Origin of the sequence: Streptomyces sp. NPDC059247 (genome assembly GCF_042754005.1) — a bacterium.
Classification (GTDB): Bacteria; Actinomycetota; Actinomycetes; order Streptomycetales; family Streptomycetaceae; genus Streptomyces.
Genome location: NZ_JBHYZW010000010.1, coordinates 95724 through 118680 on the forward strand (window position 1 = coordinate 95724; position 22957 = coordinate 118680).

Sequence of the window (22957 nt, forward strand, 5' to 3'; positions counted from 1 at the left end):
CGGCCGGAGAACTACAGACGGCCGTCCCGGACCGCGTCCACCAGAGCGCCGAGGGCGTCGAAGCCCATCAGCAGCGCGGGCCCGGTCGGCGCCTTGCTGTCACGGACGGCGACGACCCGCCCGGCGCCGTCGACGATGCCGCACTCGACGCACTGCGCGGTGCTGTCCGAGTACGTCGACTTCCACCAAGTGGTGCGCAGGGTGGAGGCGTCGGCGATGTGATTCATGGGGAGTTCCTTGTCTCGGCTGATCCTCGAAACGGTGAAGGCGCCGTCGGAGGCCGTGGCCACCTCTTCGATGGTCCGGCCGCCGCGCGGAACACGCAGCGTCGCACCGAGTCCGCGTCGACGCACCGTAGGCGCACTCGCTCTGCCCCTCCCCGCCCACCTGTCGCTCGGCCACTCTGCCGTGCGGCGCCACCCTCTGTCATTCGTCGAAGCCCTACCCCTCGCCATCCGCGCGCAAGCGGGCGGATGCCGTGCCCGATCACCCGGCGCCGGAGGGCGCGCGCCCCCGCAGAAGCGGTTCGACGGGGCTCCGGAATCCGCGAGGGCCGCGTGCGACTACGTCCGCGACATCGTCGGCTCCGGCACCCACGGCCTCACCCCCGACCGGGTGGACAACATCCGGCTCATCGTCTGGGCGGAGTTCGCGTGACGGTCGCCACCGGCCCGCCCCTCGTCGGCGGCGGGCCGGTCAGTACGTCACCTCTAGTTCTCGCAGCCCACGCCGTCGCCGTCGCGGTCGAGGCGACGGCTGTAGCCGGGGTCGCCGACGCGGACCGGGGCGGCGCCCGCCGCGCGGGCCGCCGTGCAGTTGGCGTAGTAGACGCTCTCCTGGGTGGGTTCCGGCTCGGGGGCCACCGTCGGCGGCTGGGTGGTGGGCCGGGGCTTCGGGGGCGGGGTCGGCTTGGGCTTCGGCTTGTGGAGCACCGTGTTCGGGGACGCCGGGCACGGGACGCCCGGCTCCGTCAGGTAGACCACCGGCACCATCGAGGTGACCGGCGCACCGGCGTCGGGGCGCTGGAAGCAGACGAGCCAGGTGCCGTGCTCGGCGGGGAGTTCGACGTCCTTGTAGGCCGCGTAGACGCGGCCCTCGTTCTCGGTGAGGACCTTCGCGGCGGACGCGTGGTCACCGCCGACGAGCGAAGGCATCACCGGGACTTCCGGGGTCTTCGACGGCGTCGGGGTCGGCGTGGGCGTCGCCTCGGGGCTCGGGGTCGCCTCTGCGGTGGCCGCCGGGCGCTTCTCCTTCGCGTCGTCCTCCGGCTTGTCCTGGGCGGGGGTGAGGAAGGGCAGCAGGAACCACAGGCCCGAGAGGACCGTCGCCAGGATCTTCCGCGACTGCTTCCAGAGGCTCGTCCACACCAGGGCGATGCCCGCCGGAGGGAAGAACACCAGGAGCACGATGATCAGCGCCGGGTGCTGCCACCAGCGCCGGACGGGCGGGCGCGGGGGCAGGGGCGGCGGCGGAGGCGGGTACGGGTGGCTGGACGGCGGCGGATACACGGACGGATCTCCCGGGGGCATGGACAAGAAATGTGAACGAGCTGTGTGCGAAGTGACGAGATCGTACACACGCTGTTCATGTCGGGGGACCCTCCGTGCGGAGATCGAGGACCGATCGAGGCCATGACAGGTCCTCCGTCCGCCCGGACCGGGGCCCGTCGGCCCGGTCCCGGCGGACCCGGTCCTCTAGTACGACTTCGGCAGCCCCAGCGTCTGGTGGGAGACGTAGTTGAGGATCATCTCCCTGCTGACCGGGGCTATCCGGGCCACCCGGGCCGCCGTGACCAGGCGGGCCAGGCCGAACTCCCGGGTCAGGCCGTTGCCGCCCAGGGTGTGGACGGCCTGGTCCACCGCCCTCACACACGCCTCGGCCGCCGCGTACTTCGCCATGTTCGCGGCCTCGCCCGCGCCCGCGTCGTCCCCGGCGTCGTAGAGCCCCGCCGCCTTCGCCATCATCAGCCGGGCCAGTTCCAGTTCGATGTGGGCCTGGGCCAGCGGGTGCGCCACGGCCTGGTGGGCGCCGATCGGGGCCTTCCACACCTGGCGTTCCTTCGCGTACGCCACCGCCCGCGCGAGCGCGTACCGGCCCATGCCGATCGCGAACGCGGCCGTCATGATCCGCTCCGGGTTGAGCCCCGCGAAGAGCTGGAGCAGGCCCGCGTCCTCGTCGCCGACGAGCGCGTCGGCCGGGAGCCGCACCTCGTCCAGGGTCAGCTCGAACTGCTTCTCGTTCGCGTCGAGTTCCATCTCGATGTGCCGCCGCTGGAAGCCCGGCGCGTCCCTCGGCACGATGAACAGGCACGGCTTCAGGTTCCCCGTGCGGGCGTCCGAGGCGCGCCCCACGATCAGGGTCGCGTCCGCGATGTCCACGCCCGAGACGAAGACCTTCCGGCCGCTGAGGACCCAGCCGTCCCCGGTGCGGGTCGCGGTGGTGGTGATGCGGTGCGAGTTGGACCCCGCGTCGGGCTCGGTGATGCCGAACGCCATCGTCAGGGAGCCGTCCGCGAGCCCCGGCAGCCACGCCCGCTTCTGCTCCCCGGTGCCGAAGCGGGCGATGACCGTGCCGCAGATCGCGGGCGACACCACCATCATCAGGAGCGGTGCCCCGGCGGCCCCCGCCTCCTCCAGGACCACCGACAGTTCGGCCATGCCGCCGCCCCCGCCGCCGTACTCCTCGGGCAGGTTCACCCCGAGATAGCCGAGCTTGCCCGCCTCCGCCCACAGCGCCGCCCGGTCGAAGCCGGGACCGTGGCGGTGGCCGAGCGCGGAGACGGCGGCGCGGAGCGCGGTCAGCTCGTCACTTTCGATCATGGAGCTCATGCGGTCTTCTCCTCCTGTGCGGCTGCTTCGGTCGGGGGGTGGTCCTGTGCGGCCCCGGGCGTCGTGCGGCCCTGTGCGGCCCCGGGCGGGGTGTGATCCTGTGCCGCTCCGGGCGGGGGGTCGTCCGAGACGACGGCGAGCAGGGCGCCGACCTCGACCTGACGGCCGGGGGCGGCGTGGAGCGCGGTGAGCGTGCCGGAGGCGGGGGCGGTGACGCGGTGCTCCATCTTCATCGCCTCCAGCCAGAGCAGCGGCTGCCCGGCGGTGACCCGGTCGCCGACGGCCAGGCCGTCCGCGACCCGGACGACGGTTCCCGGCATGGGCGCGAGCAGCGAGCCGGGCGCGGTCTGCTCGCGGGGGTCGGTGAACCGGGGCAGGGCGGTGAGCCGGTGGCGTCCGGCGTGGACGACGCCGTCCCCGTACGCCGCCACCTCGAAGTGCCGTACGACTCCGGCGACTTCGAGGCTCACCCGGTCCGGGGAGGCCGCCGCGACCCGGATCCCGGCGGGGGCGGTGACCTCGTGGCCGCCGTCCCTGGTGGGCCGGTAGCGGACCTCGTGGCCGCCGTACGTCCGGCTCTCGTCCCGCGAGCGCAGGTTGCGCCAGCCCCCGCCGAACCGGCCGCGCCGGGCGCTCGCGGCGGCCAGCGCGGCGGCGACCGCCGCGAGCCGCCCGTCGCCCCCGCCGTCGCCGTCCTCGCCGTCGCCCTCGTCGCCGTCCGGGGTGGTCAGCGCCGTCAGGTTCCGGCCGTAGAAACCGGTGTCGAGCCCCTCCCCCGTCGCGTACTCCGGGTGCCGCAGCGAGGCCACCAGCAGGTCCCGGTTGGTGACCGGGCCGTGCACCCGGGCCCGCTCCAGTACGTGGGCGAGCTTGCGGACGGCCTGCGCGCGAGTGGCGGCGTGGACGGTCACCTTGGCGAGCATCGGGTCGTAGTGGACACCGATCCCGTCCCCGGAGACGTACCCCGTGTCCACCCTGACCCGGCCCTCACGGGGTACGTCGAAGGCGTGCAGGACTCCGGTCTGCGGGGCCCAGTCCCGGGCCGGGTCCTCCGCGTACAGCCGTGCCTCGACCGCGTGCCCGCGCGGCGACGGCGGTTCCGGCGGCAGGGCGCGGCCCTCGGCCACGGCGATCTGGAGGGCGACGAGATCGAGCCCGTACACCTCCTCCGTCACCGGATGCTCCACCTGGAGACGGGTGTTCATCTCCAGGAAGTGCGCCCGCCCGTCGGCGACGAGGAACTCGACCGTGCCCGCGCCGACGTATCCGACCGCCTTCGCCGCGCGGACCGCCGTGTCCAGGAGGGACGCTTCGAGCGCGGCGGGCAGACCGGGCGCCGGGGCCTCCTCGATCACCTTCTGGTGACGGCGCTGGAGCGAGCAGTCGCGGGTGCCGAGCGCCCACACCGTGCCGTGGGCGTCGCCGAGGAGCTGCACCTCGACGTGCCGCCCGTCCTCGACGTACGGCTCGACGAAGACCTCCCCGTCCCCGAAGGCGCTCGCCGCCTCCGCCGAGGCCGACACCAACTCGCCTTTCAGCAAAGCCAGTTCGCGGACGATCCGCATCCCGCGCCCGCCGCCGCCCGCCGCCGCCTTCACCAGGACCGGCAGGTCCTCCTCGGTGACGTCCGCCAGGGGCGCGATCCCGAGGAGTTCCTTCGCCCGGGTCTTCGAGGCCATCGCCTCGACCGCCTCCGGCGGCGGCCCGATCCACGTCAGCCCGGCGGCGAGCACCGCCCGCGCGAACTCCGCGTTCTCGGAGAGGAAGCCGTAGCCGGGGTGGACGGCGTCGGCGCCCGCCGCGAGCGCCGCCGCGACCACCAGATCCCCGCGCAGATACGTCTCCGAGGGCGCCGCCCCCGGCAGCCGTACCGCCGTGTCCGCCTCCCGTACGTGCAGGGCACCGGCGTCCGCGTCGGAGTACACCGCGACGGTGGCGATGCCCAGCTCACGGCAGGTGCGGAAGACCCGGCAGGCGATCTCCCCCCGGTTCGCGACCAGGACGGATCCGACGGGGGACGGGGACGGGGGCCCCTCTTGGGGCAGGGGCAGAGGCTGGGGCTGGGGCTGGGACCGGGGTTGGGACTGGGACTGGGACTGGGACTGGGACTGGGACAACTCCCCTTCCTCTGAGGGGGTTCGCTGGCTCCGTGCCAGCCGGGGGCTCATCTTCGGAAGACTCATCTGGGGCCTCACATCCGGAAGACGCCGAAGCCGCCGCGCGCGCCCTCGACCGGTGCCGTGTGGATCGCGGACAGGCACAGCCCGAGGACCGTGCGGGTGTCGCGGGGGTCGATGACCCCGTCGTCGTAGAGCCGCCCGGAGAGGAACATCGGCAGCGACTCGGACTCGATCTGCGCCTCGACGAGCGCCCGGAGTCCGGCGTCGGCCTCCTCGTCGTACGGCTGTCCCTTCGCGGTGGCGCTCGCCCGCGCCACGATCGACAGGACCCCGGCGAGCTGCTGCGGGCCCATGACGGCGGACTTGGCGCTCGGCCAGGCGAAGAGGAAACGGGGCTCGAACGCCCGCCCGCACATGCCGTAGTGCCCGGCTCCGTAGCTCGCGCCCATGAGGACGGAGAGGTGCGGGACCTTCGAGTTCGACACCGCGTTGATCATCATCGCGCCGTGCTTGATGATGCCGCCCTGCTCGTACTCCCTGCCCACCATGTATCCGGTGGTGTTGTGGAGGAAGAGCAGCGGCACGTCCCGCTGGTTGGCCAGCTGGATGAACTGCGCCGCCTTCTGCGACTCCGGGCCGAACAGCACGCCCCGCGCGTTGGCGAGCACCCCGACCGGGTAGCCGTGCAGCCGCGCCCAGCCCGTCACCAGGCTCGGCCCGTACAGCGGTTTGAACTCGTCGAAGTCGGAACCGTCCACGATCCGGGCGACGACCTCGCGCGGGTCGAACGGGGTCTTCAGGTCGCCGGGCACGATCCCGAGGAGTTCCTCCTCGTCGTACTCCGGCGGCTCCGCCGGGCCCGGATCGGCCCGGTGCTTGCGGTGGTTGAGGCGGGCGACGATCCGTCGTGCCTGGCGCAGCGCGTCCCGCTCGTCCACGGCGTAGTGGTCGGCGAGCCCCGACACCCGGGCGTGCATCTCGGCGCCGCCGAGGGACTCGTCGTCGCTCTCCTCGCCGGTCGCCATCCTCACCAGCGGCGGCCCGCCGAGGAACACCTTCGACCGCTCCTTGATCATCACGGTGTGGTCGGACATGCCGGGGACGTACGCCCCTCCGGCCGTCGAGTTGCCGAAGACGACCGCGACCGTGGGGATGCCCGCCGCCGAGAGCCGGGTCAGGTCCCGGAAGAGCGCCCCGCCCGGGATGAAGATCTCCTTCTGGGACGGCAGGTCGGCGCCGCCGGACTCGACCAGCGAGACGAGCGGCAGCCGGTTGGCGAACGCGATCTCGTTGGCCCGCAGGGCCTTCTTCAGGGTCCACGGGTTGGAGGCGCCGCCGCGCACGGTCGGGTCGTTGGCGGTGATCAGGCACTCGACGCCCTCGACGACCCCGATGCCGGTGATCAGGGAGGCCCCCAGGGCGTAGTCGCTGCCCCAGGCGGCGAGCGGCGACAGCTCCAGGAACGGGGAGTCGGGGTCCACGAGCAGCTCGATCCGCTCGCGGGCCGGCAACTTTCCGCGCTCGCGGTGCCGTCGGGTGTACTTCTCGCCGCCGCCCGCCAGGGCCTTGGCGTGCTCGGCGTCGAGCGCGGCCAGCTTGTCGAGCATGGCGTCCCGATGGGCCCGGTAGTCGGCCCCGCCGGTGTCGAGGGAGGTGCGGAGCACGGTCACAGGAGGTCCTCCGGGACGTCGAGGTGGCGGGAGCGGAGCCATTCGCCGAGCGCCTTGGCCTGGGGGTCGAAACGGGCCTGTGAGGCGACGCCCTCGCCGAGGATCCCGGCGACGGTGAAGTTGAGCGCGCGCAGGTTCGGCAGGACGTGCCGGACGACGTCCAGACCCGCCGTCTCCGGGAGGAGTTCCCGCAGCCGGTCGACGGTGAGCGCGTGGGCGAGCCAGCGCCACTCGGACTCGGTGCGGACCCAGACCCCGATGTTGGCGTCACCGCCCTTGTCGCCGCTGCGGGCTCCGGCGATCCGGCCGAGCGGGACACGGCGGACGGGCCCCGCCGGGAGCGGCTCGGGAAGCTCCGGCTCCGGTACGGGCTCCAGCGCCCGGCTCGACGGCGGTACGGGGACGGGCAGACGGGTCCCGTCCGGGAGCACGGCCGTGTGCGGGACGTCGGCGGCGGGCACGTACGCGCTCTCGCACACCCCGTAGGGGGCGCCCCTGCCGGGCGGGGTGGTCACATGGAAGCCGGGGTAGCTGGCGAGGGCCAGTTCGATCGCCGCCCCCGTCAGGGTCCGGCCGGTCCGCTCCGGGTCGGGGTCCCGGACGACCAGCCGCAGCAGGGCGCTCGCGGTCTCCTCGGTGGCGGCGTCGGAGCGGTCGGTACGGGCCAGTTCCCAGCGGACGTCGGCCGGGGGCGCGGCGGCCAGCGCGTCGGCCAGCTGGGCGCGGACCAGGGCGGCCTTCTCCTCGATGTCGAGGCCGGTGAGGACGAACACGACCTCGTTGCGGAAGCCGCCGAGCCTGCTGACGCCGACCTTGAGGGCGGGGGGCGGGGCCTCTCCCCGTACGCCCTCGATCCTGACCCGGTCCGGCCCTTCGGCGACGAGCCGCACGGTGTCGAGGCGGGCGGTCGCGTCGGGGCCCGGGTAGCGGGCTCCGGCCGTCTCGTAGAGGAGTTGGGCGGTGACCGTGCCGAGGTCGACGAGACCGCCGGTGCCGGGGTGTTTGGTGACGACCGCGCTGCCGTCCTCGTGGAGTTCGGCGACGGGGAAGCCGGGTCGGCGCAGGACGGCGGGGTCGAGTTCGCGGAAGAAGGCGTAGTTGCCGCCGGTGGCCTGGGTGCCGCACTCCAGGACGTGCCCGGCGACGACCGCGCCCGCCAGTCTGTCGTACTCCCCGGGGCCCCAGCCGAAGTGCCACTGGGCCGGTCCGGTGACGAGGGCGGCGTCGGTGACGCGGCCGGTGACGACGACGTCGGCGCCCGCGCCGAGGCAGGCGGCGATCCCGGCGCCGCCGAGGTAGGCGTGGGCGGTGAGGGCGCCGTCGGCGGCGGGCAGCCGGTCGCCCTCGACATGGGCGATCCGGGTCGGCAGGCCGAGCTTCGCGGCGAGCGCGCGGAGGGCGTCGGCGAGCCCGGCGGGGTTGAGTCCGCCCGCGTTGGTGACGATCCGGACGCCCCGCTCGTGGGCGAGTCCGAGGCCCTCCTCCATCTGCCGCAGGAACGTCTTCGCGTACCCGCCGGAGGGGTCCTTGAGCTGGTCGCGGCCGAGGATGAGCATGGTCAGCTCGGCGAGGTAGTCGCCGGTGAGGACGTCGAGTTCCCCGCCGGTGAGCATCTCGCGGACGGCGTCGAAACGGTCGCCGTAGAAGCCGGAGGCATTGCCGATCCGGAGCACGGCTCAGCCCTCCTCGGGACGGGGGGCCGTCGGGGGACGGCCGGTGGGCTGGTGGGGGGTGGTGGGCTGGTGGGGGCCGGTGGGTTGGTGGGGGGTGGCGGTCCCTTCCGGGGCGGTGGCCCTGTGGGGGGCGGTGGTCCCGTAGGGGGTCGCGGTCCCTTCCGGGGTGGGAGTCCCGTAGGGGCCGGGAGTCCCTTCCGGGTCGGGAGTCCCGTAGGGGGTGGTGATCCCTTCCGGGTCGGTGGCCCCGTAGGGGGTGCTGGTCCCGTAGGGGGTGCTGGTCCCGTAGGGGTCACGAGTCCCGTAGGGGGCGGCGGTCCCGTAAGGGGCGGGAGTCCCCTCCGGGGTGGCCGTCCCTTCCTGGTCGGGGGCCCTCTCCGGGGCGCGGTCGCCGCTCCGGGCGCGCCCCGGGCCCGCCGGGCCCGCGAAGGCCTGGGCGATGTCCAGCCACCGTCCGGCGTCGGCGCCGTGCGCGACGAGGCCGGTGTCGGCGCGGTGGACGCGCTGGGTGACGAGGAGGCAGAAGTCGAGGGCGGGGCCGGTGACCCGGTCGGCGGCGTCCTCGGGGCCGTACGTCCACAGGGTGCCGTCGGGGGCGGTGACCTCGACCCGGACCGGTCCTGCGGGCACCGGGAGGCCCCGGACCAGGAAGGCGTAGTCACGGGCGCGGTGACCGATCCAGGCGACGTGCCGGAGCCGCGCGGTGGGCGGGCGGACCGCCCCGAGGGCGTCGGCGACGTCCCGGCCGTGCGCCCATGTCTCCATGAGCCGGGCGGTGGCCATGGCGGGAGCGCTCATCGGCGGCCCGTACCAGGGGAACCGTACGCCGGGCGGCACCGCGCGCAGGGCTTCCTGGAGCAGTTCGCGGCCCGTGCGCCACCGGGTGAGCAGTGCGGCGGGCGGCAGCTCCGCGCCTTCCTCCGCGCCCTCGTCGACGAAGCGTGCGGGTGCGGCGAGCGCCCTGCGGGTCTCGGCGGCGAAGGCCCCGGCGTCGGTGGCGGCGAGGAGCGCGGCACGGTCGGTCCAGGCCAGATGGGCGATCTGGTGGGCGAGGGTCCAGCCGGGTGCGGGAGTGGGCGCGGCCCACCGTTCCTCGCTCAAGTCCGCGACGAGACGGTCGAGTTCGTCACTCTCGTCGCGCAGGTCGTCGAGGACGACGACGGGGTCGGACACGGTGCGCTCCCCTCGGGGGACGGGCGGTCTCGGGCCTTCGCCAGGAGCATGGCAGCGCCACCATAAACAATCAAGCGTGCTTGCTTTACTCGATGGGCGGGGCGGGCCGATGGGGAGGGGGTGACTTGCGGGGTCCCTCGGCGGGAGGCTGCCTGATGGGGGGCGGGCAACGGCCGTGCCCGGCGTCCGATGTCCGGCGCCCGATACCGATGCCCGATGCAGATGCTGATGCTGATGCCCGCCGACACCGTCGCCGCCCTGCGCCCGGCCCGGTCCCCGGAGGGCGGCGAGGCCCTCCGGTTCGCGGGCCGGTCGCGGGGCCGACGGCCGTGGTCAAGGTCCGCCGCGTCACGGCTCTGTCCCGGCGGGTGACAACCGCGCACGGAGCGCGAGGAGTTGGGGAACCACGGCGGGAACGGTCGTCCTGCCAGGTCAGCGGCGCCCCACCGGTGCCGGGCGGGCCCCCGGGCGGGCGGTAGGTGTCACAGGAATGTATGGGGAGGCGGGCGGCCGGAACGGTTCTCCGGGCCGGGCGCCTCCTGGTGAGCAGAAGCACCCGCTCCGTACGAGACGCCCTCCCGTACGGAGCACCCGGAACCGCCGACCGAAACTGGGGAAGAAACGATGCGCGTCCACAAGCTCACCTTCGCCGTCCTGGCCGTCGCCGCGAGCCTCTCGCTCACGGCCTGTCAGAGCACGGACACCGCCGCGGGGAAGAGCGACCCGTCGTCCGCGCCGTCCTCTTCCTCCGACGCGCGGCCCTCGGCCGGTGGTGCCGCCCCGGACGGTGGCGCGGAGGCGGACGGCGCCGGTTCGGCCGGTACCGACCAGGACGGCGGGTCGAGCGCGGGCGGCTCGGGCACGGGCGGGTCCACCGCCGGGGGGACGGCTTCCGGCGGTACGACCTCCGGGAAGAAGGGTTCCGGCGGTACGGGGGCCGGGTCCGGGTCCGGCACGAAGGCCACGGCCCCGAAGTGCGCGACCGGCGACCTGAGGATCACCGCCTCGGACAGCACCATCGACGGCGACGGCGAAGGCACCGTCGCCGTGGAGCTGACGAACCGGGGCGGCCGGACCTGCGTGGTCTCCGGCTGGGCGGGCGTCGACCTCAGGACCAGCGCGGGAACGCTGTCCGCGAAGCGCAGCGGCGAGAAGGCCGGTCCGGTCACCCTCAAGAGCGGCGCGTCGATCCCGTTCGGCGTCCACTACCCGCTCAACGAGTCCGGCGGCTCCGGCATCCGCGTCACGGGCCTGGTCGTGACCCCGCCGAACGAGACCACGCCGGTCACCCTCGCCTGGCCGGGCGCCGCCACGCTGCCCGTCACGGAGGGCGGCGGCTCCCCGGTGCGCGTCGGCCCGCTGGGCGGCATCGGCCAGGGCGGCTGATCCGGCCGCCTCGATTTGGCCGCCCCGATCCGGGCTCCGCGCCCGACCTCCCGATCCGGCCTTCGGACTTCGACGGACGCCCCGGTCCCTGGGACCGGGGCGTCCGTGCGCCCCTCGTCCCCTGACTCCCCCTCCGTTTCCCCCCGTCCCCCTACTTCCTCCGGATCGCGGAGGACAGGGCGGTGACGCCGACGACGAGGGCGAGGGAGCCGAACGGGAGCAGGGTGTAGGGGGCGTCGTCGATGGTGTCGATGCCGTCGCCGACGGCCGTGATCCAGCTGATCGTGCCGACGAGGACCATCGGGCCGACCCGGCGTTCGCCGGTGACGAGCATCCCGATCCACAGGACGATCGGCATGAGCAGGGCGGTGTTCACCATGGCCGCCGTGAAGGCCTGGTCCGAGCTGAACCCCGACCCGGTCCCCAGCGTCGCCGCCGCCTGGCCGCTGAAGGACAGTTGGAGCCCGTCCGACATGATCACGTGCGACAGGGCGACGGCGATCGTCGAGACGATCAGCGCCTTGAAGAGACGGGGGCCGCGCGGGGTGGGCGAAGACGGTGCCATGGAGCGTGACTATACGCATCGTCTATACACGCGATGTATAGGGGGCGGGCCGGGGAGCGGCGGGCCCGGTCCGCCGTTGCCCTCACCCCGGGCCCCGGGCCCTCGCCCCCCCTCCAGATCCCCCAGGCCCCCCAGTCCCCTCAGGCCCCCGAGGGGAAGAACGTCGCCGCGTACGCCGCCGCGGCCGGGGCGGGCTGGAGGGCCGCGTGCGCCCCGATCGCGTGGAGGTCGCGCCAGGCGCGTTCGAGGCCGCCGCCCGCGATGAGCCCCCGGGCGCCGCCCGTGCGCATGAGCCGCTCCACCGCTCCCGTCAGCAGGTCCACGGCCACGGCCGCGTCCCGCTGATTGAGCGCGGTGGCCGCCGCGCCCCCGGTCACGGACCCGGCCGGGTCACAGGCGCACGGGGTGGGGCCCGGGGTGCCGGGTGCGGGGGCGAGCGGGCCGAGGGAGTGACCCGCGCCCGTGGGGCCCGTGCCCGTACTCCTTCCGTCCCTCGTTCCGCCGCCCGCGCCCGTCCCGGTCCAGCCGTCCGCGCGGGCCGCCGCCGCCCGGAGCAGCAGGTGCGCCGCGTCGATCTCCGCCGCGCAGCGGGCGAACGTCTGCTGGACCACCGGGTCCGCCGTCAGCGGACTGCCGTCGGGAAGGCGGCGCGGACCGGTGAGGACGGTCCACGCGTCGAGCGCGCCGCGCGCCGCGCCGAGCGCGGGGGCCGCGAACAGCAGCGCCGCGACCAGGGGGTACGGCACCCGGTGACACGGCGCCGGGACGCCGCCGGGCTCCGCCGCCTCCGTCGCCCCGGTCATCAGCGTCTCCCGCAGGAACGTGCGGTGTTCCGGTACGAACACGGCGTCCGCCGCGTCGACGACCACGCTGTGACTGCCCGTCGCCCGCAGCCCCACCGCGTCCCAGGTCTCCCTGATCCCGACCCGCTCGCGGGGCACCGCCAGGACCCGGTACCCGGGCGCGCCCGGCCCCGTACCGTCCAGGGACGCCAGCAGCAGCCACTCGGCGTGCTCGACCCCGCTCGCGAACGCCCACTCCCCCGACAGGGTCCACCCTCCCGGGACCCGGGTCAGCCGCCCCGCCGGGGGGACGACCGCCGCCGCGACCCGGGTGTCGGGCGAGTCGCCCCACAACTCCCGCTGCCCCTCGGCCGGCAGGTGCGCGGCGAGGCGTCCGTGCGCCGCGAGCAGCACCCCGCACCAGGCCGTGGAGGCGCAGGCGGCGCCGACCCCGGCGACCGTGTCGAGGAGAGCCGTGAAGGTGCCCGCCGTGCCGCCCCAGCGGCGGGGCACGAAGTGGCGGGCGAGACCGGCGCCGGTCAGCGCCGCGACCACCTCGGGGTGCAGCACACCGGACCGTTCCGACTCCTCGGCGCGCCGTGCGGCGGCGGCACGCAGGGAGCCGGTGGCCGGAGCCCCGGGAGCGAGGGTCGGGGTCGGGGTCGGGGTCGGGGTGAGGGTCGGGGTGGGTGTCAGGGTCGGGGCCGGGGCCAGGGCCGGGGTGGATGTCGGCTCGGCGGGGGCGGATGTGGTGACGACGGGCATGACGCGTGCTCCTTGAGTGGCGGTGCTGATGCGAGACGGTGACGAGTAGAAAAAGATTCGATCCAGAAGGTATTTTCTGAAGGGCCGTCATGGACCTCATGGAGGCCGGACACAGCGACGGGAGGCGGACGCTCGGTGAGGCGACAGGACAGGGCCCGCGTGACCTACGAGCTGGTGCTCGGGGCAGCAGCGGCCGAGTTCTCCCTGCACGGATTCGCGGGGACGAACCTGGCCGACATCACGGCCCGCACCGGACTGACCAAGGGAGCCCTCTACGGACACTTCTCATCGAAGGCGGACCTCGCCGGTGAGCTGACCCGTTCCTTCGAATCGGGCTGGGCCGACGCCCTCGCCACCGCCGTCGGCGAGGCGGAGGAGGAGGACACGGCGCTGCCCGCCCTGCGCGGACTGCTCGTCGCGCTCGCGCGCAGGCTGGACGAGGACCAGCCGTTCGCGGCGGGGCTGCGTCTGGTCCTGGACGCGGCCCGCGCCGAGGGAACCGTGCCGGTCCACCTCGGCAACCTGTGCGGTGTGGTGGCCCTGTTGATCCGGAAGGGACAGCAGGAGGGTTCCGTTTCCGGCACCCACCCGGCCGAGCTTCTGGCCCGGCTCGTGGTGGCGCTGCTGATCGGTGCCCCCGCCGCGGTGACGGCGACGGACACGGACGGACCCGCCGAGTTCGTACGTGAGGTGTGGAACGTCCTGGAGCCGTCGTTCGCCGACGCCTCCCGGCCCTCGCCCGGCTGAACCACCTTGCGTACGGGCGGAGTCGACGGCCCCGTCGCCCCTGTGGCGGCGGGGCCGTCCCTCCTGCCCGGACCCGGGAGCGGGGGGGGTGAGGGGTGAGGGGTGGGGACGAGTGCGAGGGTGAGGGTGAGGGCTGCGAGCGGGCCGGTGGGGGGAGTGGCCGGGTGACGGTGGCTACGGCTCCGGCTCCGGCTCCGGCTGCGACGGCGACGGCGACGGCTGTTCAGGCTCCTGCCCCGGCTCCGGCTCCTGTGCCTGCTCCGGAAGCACCGTCATGGCGGCTCCCCCGGCCCCGCCGGGCGACGCGGAGTCTCAGGCCGCCTGCGACGCCATCGCGCCGACCGGCACCACCGGCGGGGGCGGGACCACCCCGGACGTACAGGGGGAAGCGTGCGTGACGGTTCCGGCGGACCGGTCCGCCCGGCCGGTCGCGGCATCTTCCGCGGCCACGGCGACCCCAGCGGGCGCGGGCGTCACGGAGGCGGCGACGGACTCGGCGGGTGCTGCGGCGGCCCCGGCGGGCGCCGGGACGGACCCGGCGTCTGCGGGAGTCGTGGCGGCGCCGGTCGCCACGGGCGCGGAGGTCACGGCGGGCGCGGGAGTCTCGGCCGCCGCGGGCGTCACGGCTGCCGCGGGCGTACCGTCAGGTGCGGGCGTTCCGTCAAGTGCCGCCCGCACCATCTGATCGGGGCCCGGGAGCCGGGTCCAGGAGTCCGTTTCGGAGGGCGGGGCGGAGACGGGGCCGTCGCCCACCAGGACGGGATGGCCGACCGCGCGCAGCAAGGGCAGATCGCTCTCGTCGTCCGCGTAGGCGAAGCAGTCGCCGGGCGCGAGGCCGAAGGCGGTCATGATCCGGCGTGCCGCCGCCGCCTTGGCCTCGCCGATCATCGGCGCGCCGATCAGCTCCCCGGTGAGCCGTCCCTCCGAGGTGATCTCGGGGACGGTGCACACCACCAGGTCCGCGCCGATCTCGCGGGCCAGCGGGTCGAGGCAGGCGGAGAAGGCACCGGAGACGAGGACGACCAGGTCACCGGCGTGCGCGTGCCGCCGCAGCGCCTCGTGCACAGGGGTGTGGAGGAGTCCGCCCGCGCGGGCCTTCTCGTACCACTCCCGGCCGCAGGACTCCAGGTCGTCGAGGTGGCTGCCGACGAGGAAGCGGAAGAACGAACGGTTCACCTGCTCCCGTGGCGCCCCCGCGCGGATCAGACCCTGGAGCGAGGCCCACGCGGCGGCGAGCCGGTGGTCCGTCCGCTCCCCGTGCCCCCAGAACCGGGCGAGGACACAGGCCATGCTCTTGCAGGTGATCAGGGTCTCGTCGACGTCGAAGAACGCGGCCCGGACGGGGGCGAGGCTCATGCTCTTCCCCCTCTGCCACCGATACGGGCGTCACCGATACGGGTCTCGCCGATACGGGCCTCGCCCCTACGGGATTCCCCGAGCCGGGTTTCGCCCTTACGGGTTTCCCCCATGAGGGCCTCCCCCCTACGGGACTCCCCCATGAGGGACTCCCCGAGCCGGGACTCTCCGAACCGGCCCCCGGCCGGTGTCCCCCCGCCCCCGGCCGGTCCGCCGCCGCGCGGGACGCCCGCGACGGTCGGCGCGCCCCTGCCGACCCGCGCACCGGCGCCGAGCCCCGCCCCTCCGCCCAGGGGCACGGTGTTCCGTTCCCGGTTCCGCTCGCCGGTCCTCGGATCGGCGATCTCGTCCTGGGCCGTCTCGACGAGTTCGAGGATGCGTTCCGCCAGTGGCCGCAGCCGGGCCCCCGCCGGGGTCAGCTCCACGGAGCGGTTGCCCCGGCGCTGGAAGAGCGACGCTCCCATGTCCTCCTCCAGGCCCTTGATCTGCGCGGTCACCGCGGGCTGGGAGTAGTGCAGGTTGTGGGCGGCTCGGGTGAAGCTGAGCTCTCGGGCCACTTCGCGGAAGGCCCGTAAGTGCTGGAGTTCCATCTCCTCAGCCTTTCTCTGCTCGTCCGGTCTTGCCTTCGGTCGTGCCTGGATTCGTGCCTGGATTCGTGCCTTCGGCCGTACTTCGGCCGTACTTCCGTCGCGCTTCCGTCGCGCTTCCGTCGTGCCTGGGTTCGCGTCCCGGGGTTCGCGTCCCGTGGGTCCGAGTCCCTTGCCCGCGCACCGAGTTCGTGTCCGGGCCCGGGGCCTCGCCCCGGTCCTGTCCGGGGCCCGCCCAGGTCACCGCCCGAGCGCGTCTCCGGCCACATGTCACGCGGTACGGCGGGCCACGCCCGCGGCAAGGACCCGGCCGCCCTGGGTCGCGGACAGCCGGACCCGCCCGTCTCCGGCCGGGGTCGCGTCCACGGTCACCGGCGCGGACAGCTCGCCGAAGGCGCGGAACTCGGTGTCCATGGAGACCAGCGCGCCCGTGGCGGAATCGGGGAAAACCTCGGGTCCCGCCCCCGGAACCCCTACGGATCCCCCGGGGCGGCAGGCCAGCAGGGCCGCCTGCCGGAAGGCCTCCAGGATCAGCATCCCGGGCACGTGGTCCGAGGGGTGCTCGAAGTACCCGGGGTGCGCGGGATCGACGTGCAGCCGCCACTCCCGCGTCCCCGCCGCACCGGTCCCGGGGACGGGGACGGTCCCGGGGACGGGGCACAGCACGCCCCGCCCGTCGCCGTACCCCCCGGCCGGCGTCCCGGCGGGGCCCGTCCCGATCGGCCGGGCGGCGCGCCCCCGCTGCCGGATGCGCGCGTACCGCACGCCGTCGATCACGGTCACCCCGGCGGAGGCACGGGCGCACTCCCGGCCGCCGACCTCGATCACCATGTCGAACCGGGCGTCGAACCGGCGCGGGTTGCGCGGCCCTTCCGGGGTCACGGCCTTCACGTCGAGGACGATCCCGAGCGGCCCGCCGCCGACCCCGAGGGCAGCCGGGTCGGCGATGTGCAGCGACAGGGCCTTGAAGATGAAGTGGTGGCCGAGGGGCACGTCGTGGTAGCGGTGGCTCAGGAAGATCCCGGCCTGCCGTACGACCTCGACCAGCAGCATGAAGTCGGCCCGCCCGGCCCCCTCCGGGCGGAACAGCGCGTGGTTCCTGGGCAGTTGGGCGCCGACCAGGAAGCGACCGGATCCGGCCATGATCGCGTCGGTGAGGAAGACCTCCGTCACCGAGGCGCGATGGACGAGTCTTCGCGAGATGGTGCGGTCGAAGCTGATCCCCTCCTTGGCCTCCCGTATCAGGGACTCCAAGGACTCCAGCGAGTCCAGGGGCTCCAGCGGCTCAAGAGGCAATACGTTCTGCAGCACACCGACGGACATCTCTTTTCCCCCTCAAGATGAGTCATCTCGGTGACGAGGAACCTCCACGGCCCCTCGGCAGCAAGAAATATACCTTCGAGAATGTATATTGCAAGGCGTTGGAACGAGAGAGGCGGACAGGCATGGCGACACTCCGGAGCGAACCGAAACAGGAACGCGCCCGACGCACCAAGACGCACATCCTCCAGTCGGCTGCCGAGCTCTTCGCGGAGCGCGGCTACGCCACCGTGACCCTCCAGGACGTGGCCGAACGGGCCGAGATGACCAAGGGAGCGGTGTACTTCCACTACACGAACAAGGAGGCTCTGGCCGTCGCCGTGGTGCAGGAGCACTACGCGCGCTGGCCCGAGATCCTCAAGGGCGCCGAGGGCACCCACGCGGGGCCCTTCGAGATGCTCGCGGCCGTCCTCGACACCGTCACCCGCGCCTTCTCCCGGGACATCGTCGTCCAGGCGGGCGCCCGCCTCCAGATCGAACGCGCGCTGATCGACGCCGAGTTGCCCGAGCCGTACGTCGGCTGGGAGGACTACCTCAGCAGGCTCATCACGGAAGCCCGGGACGCGGGGCAACTGCGGGACGGAGTGGAACCGCGCGCGGCGGCCCGCGTCCTGGTCGCCGCCTTCTTCGGGATGCAGCACATCTCCGACGTCCTGAGCAGGCGCAGGGACCTGCCCGAGCGGTACGAGGAGCTGCGGATCGTCCTGCTCGATGGGATGCGCGGCTGACCGGCCGCGTACGGCTGCCGTGAGAGAAGGGAAACGGCGTGGCCCCCCACGAGAGGTGGGAGGCCACGCCGTAGGCGTTCCGGGGGACTTCGGGGTCAGGAGCGGGTGCCCGACCCGACCGGCGACGAGGCCGAAGCGGAACCGGGACCGGAGGCCCGTCCCTGAGCGGAACCGGAAGCCGGGGCGGACCCGGAGGCCGGGGTGGCGGCCGGTCCCGAGGCCACCGGAGCCGGGGACGGCGCCGGGGCCGCCTTGGCCGCGATGCGGCGCAGGTACAGGTTGTTGAAGACGAGCGCCGCCGCCGTGAGCGAGGCACCGGCGATCTGGACGCCCGCCGGGACCACCCCGGTCAGGGCGGAGATCACGAAGGCCGTCACCGGCACCACGTCCATGAAGAGGACGCCGTTGAGCGGGCCGAGGTAGCGGTTGCCGAAGTTCCAGCCGAGGACGCCCACGAAGCCCGCGATGACGCTCATGTAGGCGAGCTGGGGAAGGATCGTGCCCACCGTGCCCACGGTCGGGACCGGCACGCCGCCCGCCGCCAGGATGACCGCCGTGATCACGGTCGCGCTGGCGAGGCCGAGGACCGTGGTGATCGCCGTGTACTTGATCGGGGACCAGGTCGGGAAGAAGCCCGCGCCCGAGGTGTAGACGACCCAGCACAGCGCGGCGAAGAGCAGCAGCGCGTCGGCGCCCGCCTCCCTCGGGGAGGAGATCAGCGAGCCGATGTCGCCGTCGGAGACGACCAGGATGGTGCCGACGAAGGACATCGCGATGAAGACCAGCGAGCCCTTCGGCGGGACGACCTTGCGCAGGACCCAGTTCACCAGGAAGCCCATCATGGGCATGGTGGCCATCATGATCGAGGCGTTGAGCGCGCCCCGCGCACCGATGAGGTCCTGCCCGAAGAAGACCAGGAACTGGAAGCCCGCGAACCCGGCCGTGCCGAACAGCCAGGCCAGGCCGATGCGTTCGCCCTTGAGACGCAGTCCCGCACGCCCCTCCCTCATCCGGAGGAAGACCAGGAACATCGCACCGGCGATGGTGTACCGCATGACGGTGAAGGTGAACGGGTCGATGTGCTGGAGGGTGGAGTCCATCAGGGGGAACATCGCGCCCCAGGACACCGTGGCCAGGAGGCAGAGGAGGACGCCTCGCGTGTACGTGTTCTGACTGCTCATGACTCTTCCTGTCAGGCCGGATGCGGCTGGAGTTGAGGAGGGGTAGGGGTAGGGGTACAGGCTCCGGGGGGGCGGACGTCCGCCGGGGAGGGAGCGGACGTCCGGCCCGGGTCCGGAGGGACGGGATCGAAAGGGCGGGGTCGGAAGGGGTGGGGTCGAAGGGGCGGGATCGGAGGGGCGGGGTCAGACCCCGACGGGCTCCGCCTCGCGGGTCGCCGTCGGACGGATGTCGATCAGCGGCAGCACCGACTCCAGGAGCTGGCCCGCCCTGACCTTCCCGGTCGGGCTGTACGGGATGGCGTCGACCGGCACCACGTACGCGGGCAGGCACGGCACCCGGCGCGAGCAGGCGGCGCTGACCGCCCGGTAGCCGCTCTCCTGGCGCTCGGGCGCGACCGGGGTGAAGGGCACGATCAGGACCTCGCCCACCCCGTCGATCCGGGTCCGCAGGACGGCGGTCTCCCGGACGCAGGGCAGGTCCATCAGGTCGGCCTCCAGGCCGAATATGTTGACGTCGAGCGGCTTGCCCGCCTCCGCCTTGGCCACGCCGTCGTTGCGTCCGGTGAGTTCGAGACGGCCCGCCTCGTCGACGAGACCGCTGTCGCCGGTGAGCAGGAAGCGCTGGGTGCGCCCGCCGTAGTCGAGGGTCATGAAGTCGGGCTCGCTGGTCGCGTAACTGTCCATCAGCTGGTAGCTGGCTATGGCGATCCGGCCCCGGCTCCCCTTGGCCAGGGGCCGGTTGTCGGCGTCGAGGACGACGACGGTGTTGCCGGGCATGGGGCGGCCGGAACGGGCGGGTGCCACGTGCAGCTCCTCGGGGCCGATCATGACGTTCACGCCGGTCTCGGTGGTCCCGTAGTAGAGGTGGAGGACGGGCCCGAGGCGGTCCCAGGCGTTGTTGATGACCCAGCGGTTGAGGTGCCGTCCGCCGGAGAGCACGAAGTGGAGCCGGGACGTCTTGTGGAGGTGCTCGGAGTCCGGGTGGGCGACGACCCGGGCGAGGACCGGCGGCACCATGAGGGTGGTCGAGACGCCCTCCTCCTGGATGATCCGGATGAGGTCCCCGGCGTCGTCGTGCGGGCCGAGGACGACGGTGCCGCCGAGGGTGAGGAAGATGCGCGCCCAGCCGGGCCCGGAGGCGTGGTAGAGCGGCACGGTCACCAGGTGCACGTCCTCCTCGTCGAAGGCGTACTGGTCCACGAGGTCGGCGAACCTGCGGGCCTCGAAGGAGGTGCGGCGGACCACCATCTTGGGCACGCCGCTGGTGCCGGAGGTGAAGGAGAAGGCCTCGAAGGGCTGTTCCACGGGGTGCGGTTCACCGGGCGCGGACACCAGGAGGTCGGTGAAACTGACCGAGACGGTCTGTCCGTCGGGCAGGCCCACGGGCTCGCTGTCGATGAATATGTCGAGTATGTCCCGGCCGCCCGGCCAGCCGCACGCCTCCACCAGGCCCCGGTGGGCCCGGGAGGTGATCACGACGGTCGGTTCCAGCTGGTCGAGCGCCGCCCTGGTCGCGACGGGCCCGGCGGTGTAGTCGAGGCCGACGCAGGGGATGCCGAGCGAGCTGACGGCGGCCATGGAGACCACCAGCTCCCAGCTGTTCTCGGCGACGAAGACGGCACGGGCGGGCCGGGTCTCGGGCAGCAGGTCCTGGACGGCGCAGGCCACCCGGCTGACCTTGTCGGCGAAGCTGGCCCAGTTCAGCCGCGTCTCGCCGTCGACGACGGCGACGCGCTGCGGCCAGCGGACGGCGTGCTTGCGGATGTCCGCGATCTTGATCATGGAGAACTCTCCTGAAGGTCGGGCGGTACGAGGACGAGGAACGGGGCCCGTAGGGGACGACCCGGGGGGGGAGGCACAGGGCCGGTCCGGGGCCGTACGGGTCGCGACACGGGCTCGGGGCCGTACGGGAAAGGCCGTAGGGGTCCGAGGGCGGATGCGGGGGCGGGGCGGGGGCGGGTCAGGGAGGATTCAGGGGGATTCGGGGTCGGGGGCGGATTCCGGGTCAGCCGGAGGCCGAGACGCCCGCGGTGGCGGTCGCGGTCGTGCTGCTGGTGCTGGTGGTGGTGGCCGCCGCCGTGACCGTGGCGGCGGTGGTGGCCGCCGCCGAGATGGCCGCGGCGGCCCCGGCGAGCCGCTCGGAGGTCAGGGCGGTGAGGCCCGCCGCCAGCCGGTCGGCCGTGACCGGCGGGGGCCCGGTCACGGCCCGCGCGGCCGGTTCGCCCGCCGGGACGGCCGGGTTCCGCAGGGTGTAGATCTCGCAGCCGCTGGACCGCAGGGAGTCGATCTGGCTGAGGGTCCGCTCGCAGAGCTTCTCGCCGGGCACGGTGATCGGGATGCCGGGCGGGTAGGCGATGATGAAGTGCTCGGAGGTGCCCGCGGCCAGGGCGGCGGAGGCGCTGCGATAGGTGCGCTGGATGGTGCGCAGGGCGTCGAGGAGCCGCAGCAGGGTCGCCTCGTCCACCCCGATGTGGATGTGGAAGAGGACGGCGTCGCCGCTCTCCCGGGCGACGTACAGGGCGTACTCGTCGAAGAGCATCCGGCGGAAGTCGGCCGCCGTGATCCCGAGGGCGCTGATGTCCACGAGGACCCGGGTGGGGTCGTCGCTGACGAGCTGCCCGGGATCGGTGAGGTGCCCGTCGGGCCCGAGCGGGCGGTAGGCGGAGAGGCGCGGGTCCGTGGCGAGTTCGACGCGCAGGGTGCGGGCGAGGGCCAGGGAGCGGCCGAGGAGCATCTCGCCCTCGGTCTCCGCCTGGAGCCTGGCCAGGTCCAGGCTGGCGAGCACCGGCCAGCTGGGAGAGGTGGTGTGGTGCTGGAAGAGGGCCTGCGCGGTGCGTTCGCGGGCCTCGGCGTCGCCGATGAGGTGCAGGTAGGAGCCCTGGCGGAGCGCGGACATCGACTTGTGCGCGGAGTGGGTGACGGCGACGTTCAGGTCCAGCCGGGGGTCGCCGGAGCGCAGCGTCTCGACGGCGTGCAGGGCGGTGAGCGGGCGCAGCCGGGGGTGGAAGCGGTGGGCCGCGCCCCAGGCTTCGTCGACGAGGACGGAGACACCGGGGTGGACGGCGGCGAGTTCGGCCAGGACCGTCGGCAGGTCGTAGCGGACGCCGTCGTAGGAGACGGCGGAGAGCACGACGGTGTCGTAGGGGCGGCCCTCGACGGCGGCGGCGCGGAACATCTCCAGCAGCCGGGGGAGGTCGGCGTAGGTGCGGGGGCAGGCGTCGCAGCAGTACTGCATCGGCGCGTACGAGACGGTGACGCCGAGCGAGTTGAGGGCGAAGTGCACCGACTGGTGGCAGGAGCGGTCCGCGAGGACCCGGGAGCCGGGCTGGGTCAGCGCGGTGAGGGCGACCCGGTTGGCGGTGCTGGTGCCCGCCGAGAGGAAGAAGGTGGCGTCGGCGCCGAAGCTGCGGGCGGCGAGGCGCTGGGCCTCCCGGAGCGGGCCTCGGGGCCGGAAGAAGGAGTCGAGCATCGTGCCGCTGTACGACACGTCGGCCGCGAGCTGCGCGGCACCGAAGAGCGCCTCGTAGGTCTCCCTCATGCGGGAGTCGCGGATGGACCGGCCGTGCGAGAGGGGCAGCGCGTGGAACGTGGCGATGTCACGTCGGGCGACTGCGAGCACGGCGTCGGCGAGGGGTGTGATCATGCCGTCCGGGTAGGCCCCGGAACGAGCCGGCGGTGAAGCCGGCTCCGGAGTGGAGCTGGTGGATGCGGTCATGGATCCATGAAATAAAAACCTTCGTGAAGGTATCAACTGTCATCAGCGACCGTGATGGACCCCCGCTCCGGCCATCCGGCCGACCAGCACGGATGACGGAGGGCGACGGGGGGAGGGGGCGGGGGCGGTTTGGGCGTCCGGGGCGGTCGCCCCTCAAGGGGTCGGGGCTGGTGGGGTGCCGGTCCGGACCCCAAGCGGCCGGGGCGCTACCGGTCCGGCCCCCAGCGGCCGGGGTACCGCCGGTCCGGCCCCTGAGGTCCGGGCGGGCCCGGATGGAGGACCTGCGGGATTGCCGCATGAGACGACGGCAGGACTACGTATTCACCGTGCGCCCCGCGCTTTCTCCGGATTTCTCGCGCAG

General features: G+C 73.8%; 18 protein-coding genes and 1 pseudogene. 4 read left to right on the forward strand and 15 right to left on the reverse strand.

Annotated elements, in window-relative coordinates:
• Positions 1–11 precede the first annotated feature (11 nt).
• Positions 12–227 (reverse strand): DUF397 domain-containing protein, encoded by a 216-nt coding sequence (locus tag ACFXGN_RS19645; RefSeq protein WP_384860597.1) that lies wholly within the window; start codon positions 225–227, stop codon positions 12–14.
• 181 nt (positions 228–408) lie between these two features.
• On the opposite strand from ACFXGN_RS19645, the gene ACFXGN_RS19650 reads away from it, so the two are divergent.
• On the forward strand, positions 409–657 hold the full coding sequence (locus tag ACFXGN_RS19650; RefSeq protein WP_384860600.1) for a hypothetical protein: 249 nt from the start codon (positions 409–411) through the stop codon (positions 655–657).
• Between the two features lie 53 nt (positions 658–710).
• Here the strand turns inward: ACFXGN_RS19650 and ACFXGN_RS19655 are convergent, their stop codons facing one another.
• From ACFXGN_RS19655 to ACFXGN_RS19680, 6 genes and pseudogenes are all read right to left on the reverse strand, one after another.
• On the reverse strand, positions 711–1529 hold the full coding sequence (locus tag ACFXGN_RS19655) for an excalibur calcium-binding domain-containing protein (RefSeq protein WP_384860602.1): 819 nt from the start codon (positions 1527–1529) through the stop codon (positions 711–713).
• A gap of 165 nt (positions 1530–1694) precedes the next feature.
• Entirely contained in the window at positions 1695–2828 is a 1134-nt protein-coding gene (locus ACFXGN_RS19660; protein ID WP_384860605.1) for an acyl-CoA dehydrogenase family protein, read from the reverse strand.
• Complete coding sequence (locus ACFXGN_RS19665; protein WP_384860950.1) at positions 2825–4873, reverse strand: biotin carboxylase N-terminal domain-containing protein; 2049 nt, start codon at positions 4871–4873, stop codon at positions 2825–2827. The genes ACFXGN_RS19660 and ACFXGN_RS19665 overlap by 4 nt, the downstream gene beginning before the upstream one ends.
• 146 nt (positions 4874–5019) lie before the next feature.
• Positions 5020–6618 carry an acyl-CoA carboxylase subunit beta gene (locus ACFXGN_RS19670; protein WP_384860608.1) on the reverse strand — a complete coding sequence of 533 codons (1599 nt, stop codon included), beginning with the start codon at positions 6616–6618 and terminating at the stop codon, positions 5020–5022.
• The gene (locus tag ACFXGN_RS19675) at positions 6615–8231 is read right to left on the reverse strand and encodes an acyclic terpene utilization AtuA family protein (RefSeq protein ID WP_384860953.1); all 1617 of its coding nucleotides are present in this window, start codon (positions 8229–8231) and stop codon (positions 6615–6617) included. The genes ACFXGN_RS19670 and ACFXGN_RS19675 overlap by 4 nt, the downstream gene beginning before the upstream one ends.
• Before the next feature lie 450 nt (positions 8232–8681).
• A pseudogene (locus tag ACFXGN_RS19680) lies at positions 8682–9464 on the reverse strand (TIGR03084 family metal-binding protein); the annotation flags it as partial.
• A 624-nt stretch (positions 9465–10088) separates the two neighbouring features.
• Between ACFXGN_RS19680 and ACFXGN_RS19685 the strand changes: the two are divergent.
• Positions 10089–10850: a DUF4232 domain-containing protein gene (locus ACFXGN_RS19685; RefSeq protein ID WP_384860611.1), complete on the forward strand. Its 762-nt coding sequence runs from the start codon at positions 10089–10091 to the stop codon at positions 10848–10850.
• A 151-nt stretch (positions 10851–11001) separates the two neighbouring features.
• Here the strand turns inward: ACFXGN_RS19685 and ACFXGN_RS19690 are convergent, their stop codons facing one another.
• Together ACFXGN_RS19690 and ACFXGN_RS19695 are read right to left on the reverse strand one after the other, a co-directional pair.
• Entirely contained in the window at positions 11002–11415 is a 414-nt protein-coding gene (locus tag ACFXGN_RS19690; RefSeq protein WP_384860614.1) for a hypothetical protein, read from the reverse strand.
• Positions 11416–11555: 140 nt separating this feature from the next.
• A complete protein-coding gene (locus tag ACFXGN_RS19695) occupies positions 11556–12962 on the reverse strand; it encodes an acyl-CoA dehydrogenase family protein (protein WP_384860617.1) in 1407 nt (468 codons plus the stop codon).
• Between the two features lie 159 nt (positions 12963–13121).
• Here ACFXGN_RS19695 and ACFXGN_RS19700 point away from each other — a divergent pair, with 159 nt between their 5' ends.
• Positions 13122–13709, forward strand: a complete 588-nt coding sequence (locus ACFXGN_RS19700) for a TetR family transcriptional regulator (RefSeq protein ID WP_384860620.1) — start codon at positions 13122–13124, stop codon at positions 13707–13709.
• 312 nt (positions 13710–14021) lie between these two features.
• Here the strand turns inward: ACFXGN_RS19700 and ACFXGN_RS19705 are convergent, their stop codons facing one another.
• The 3 genes from ACFXGN_RS19705 to ACFXGN_RS19715 form a co-directional block, all read right to left on the reverse strand.
• Entirely contained in the window at positions 14022–15065 is a 1044-nt protein-coding gene (locus ACFXGN_RS19705; RefSeq protein ID WP_384860623.1) for an HAD family hydrolase, read from the reverse strand.
• Positions 15062–15655 carry a LysR family transcriptional regulator gene (locus tag ACFXGN_RS19710; protein ID WP_384860626.1) on the reverse strand — a complete coding sequence of 198 codons (594 nt, stop codon included), beginning with the start codon at positions 15653–15655 and terminating at the stop codon, positions 15062–15064. Before ACFXGN_RS19710 ends, ACFXGN_RS19705 begins: the two co-directional genes overlap by 4 nt.
• A gap of 267 nt (positions 15656–15922) precedes the next feature.
• Complete coding sequence (locus ACFXGN_RS19715) at positions 15923–16963, reverse strand: ScbA/BarX family gamma-butyrolactone biosynthesis protein (RefSeq protein ID WP_384860629.1); 1041 nt, start codon at positions 16961–16963, stop codon at positions 15923–15925.
• A gap of 134 nt (positions 16964–17097) precedes the next feature.
• Between ACFXGN_RS19715 and ACFXGN_RS19720 the strand changes: the two genes are divergently transcribed.
• Positions 17098–17700, forward strand: a complete 603-nt coding sequence (locus ACFXGN_RS19720; protein WP_384860632.1) for a ScbR family autoregulator-binding transcription factor — start codon at positions 17098–17100, stop codon at positions 17698–17700.
• 95 nt (positions 17701–17795) lie between these two features.
• Here the strand turns inward: ACFXGN_RS19720 and ACFXGN_RS19725 are convergent, their stop codons facing one another.
• The 3 genes from ACFXGN_RS19725 to ACFXGN_RS19735 all read right to left on the reverse strand — a co-directional run bounded on the left by ACFXGN_RS19725 (position 17796) and on the right by ACFXGN_RS19735 (position 22524).
• Positions 17796–18881 (reverse strand): DMT family transporter, encoded by a 1086-nt coding sequence (locus ACFXGN_RS19725; RefSeq protein ID WP_384860635.1) that lies wholly within the window; start codon positions 18879–18881, stop codon positions 17796–17798.
• Positions 18882–19064: 183 nt separating this feature from the next.
• Positions 19065–20663 (reverse strand): class I adenylate-forming enzyme family protein, encoded by a 1599-nt coding sequence (locus ACFXGN_RS19730; RefSeq protein WP_384860638.1) that lies wholly within the window; start codon positions 20661–20663, stop codon positions 19065–19067.
• A 223-nt stretch (positions 20664–20886) separates the two neighbouring features.
• Positions 20887–22524, reverse strand: a complete 1638-nt coding sequence (locus tag ACFXGN_RS19735) for an arginine decarboxylase (protein ID WP_384860641.1) — start codon at positions 22522–22524, stop codon at positions 20887–20889.
• Positions 22525–22957 lie beyond the last annotated feature (433 nt).

What these genes read in the sequence shown, in the direction of transcription:
- ACFXGN_RS19660 (WP_384860605.1), bottom strand. Translation starts at nt 2,828, where the DNA reads ATGAGCTCCATGATCGAAAGTGACGAGCTGACCGCGCTCCGCGCCGCC.
- ACFXGN_RS19695 (WP_384860617.1), bottom strand. Translation starts at nt 12,962, where the DNA reads ATGCCCGTCGTCACCACATCCGCCCCCGCCGAGCCGACATCCACCCCG.
- ACFXGN_RS19705 (WP_384860623.1), bottom strand. Translation starts at nt 15,065, where the DNA reads ATGAGCCTCGCCCCCGTCCGGGCCGCGTTCTTCGACGTCGACGAGACC.
- ACFXGN_RS19655 (WP_384860602.1), bottom strand. Translation starts at nt 1,529, where the DNA reads ATGCCCCCGGGAGATCCGTCCGTGTATCCGCCGCCGTCCAGCCACCCG.
- ACFXGN_RS19675 (WP_384860953.1), bottom strand. Translation starts at nt 8,231, where the DNA reads ATGCTCACCGGCGGGGAACTCGACGTCCTCACCGGCGACTACCTCGCC.
- ACFXGN_RS19685 (WP_384860611.1), top strand. Translation starts at nt 10,089, where the DNA reads ATGCGCGTCCACAAGCTCACCTTCGCCGTCCTGGCCGTCGCCGCGAGC.
- ACFXGN_RS19720 (WP_384860632.1), top strand. Translation starts at nt 17,098, where the DNA reads ATGGCGACACTCCGGAGCGAACCGAAACAGGAACGCGCCCGACGCACC.
- ACFXGN_RS19645 (WP_384860597.1), bottom strand. Translation starts at nt 227, where the DNA reads ATGAATCACATCGCCGACGCCTCCACCCTGCGCACCACTTGGTGGAAG.
- ACFXGN_RS19710 (WP_384860626.1), bottom strand. Translation starts at nt 15,655, where the DNA reads ATGGAACTCCAGCACTTACGGGCCTTCCGCGAAGTGGCCCGAGAGCTC.
- ACFXGN_RS19735 (WP_384860641.1), bottom strand. Translation starts at nt 22,524, where the DNA reads ATGATCACACCCCTCGCCGACGCCGTGCTCGCAGTCGCCCGACGTGAC.
- ACFXGN_RS19725 (WP_384860635.1), bottom strand. Translation starts at nt 18,881, where the DNA reads ATGAGCAGTCAGAACACGTACACGCGAGGCGTCCTCCTCTGCCTCCTG.
- ACFXGN_RS19690 (WP_384860614.1), bottom strand. Translation starts at nt 11,415, where the DNA reads ATGGCACCGTCTTCGCCCACCCCGCGCGGCCCCCGTCTCTTCAAGGCG.
- ACFXGN_RS19730 (WP_384860638.1), bottom strand. Translation starts at nt 20,663, where the DNA reads ATGATCAAGATCGCGGACATCCGCAAGCACGCCGTCCGCTGGCCGCAG.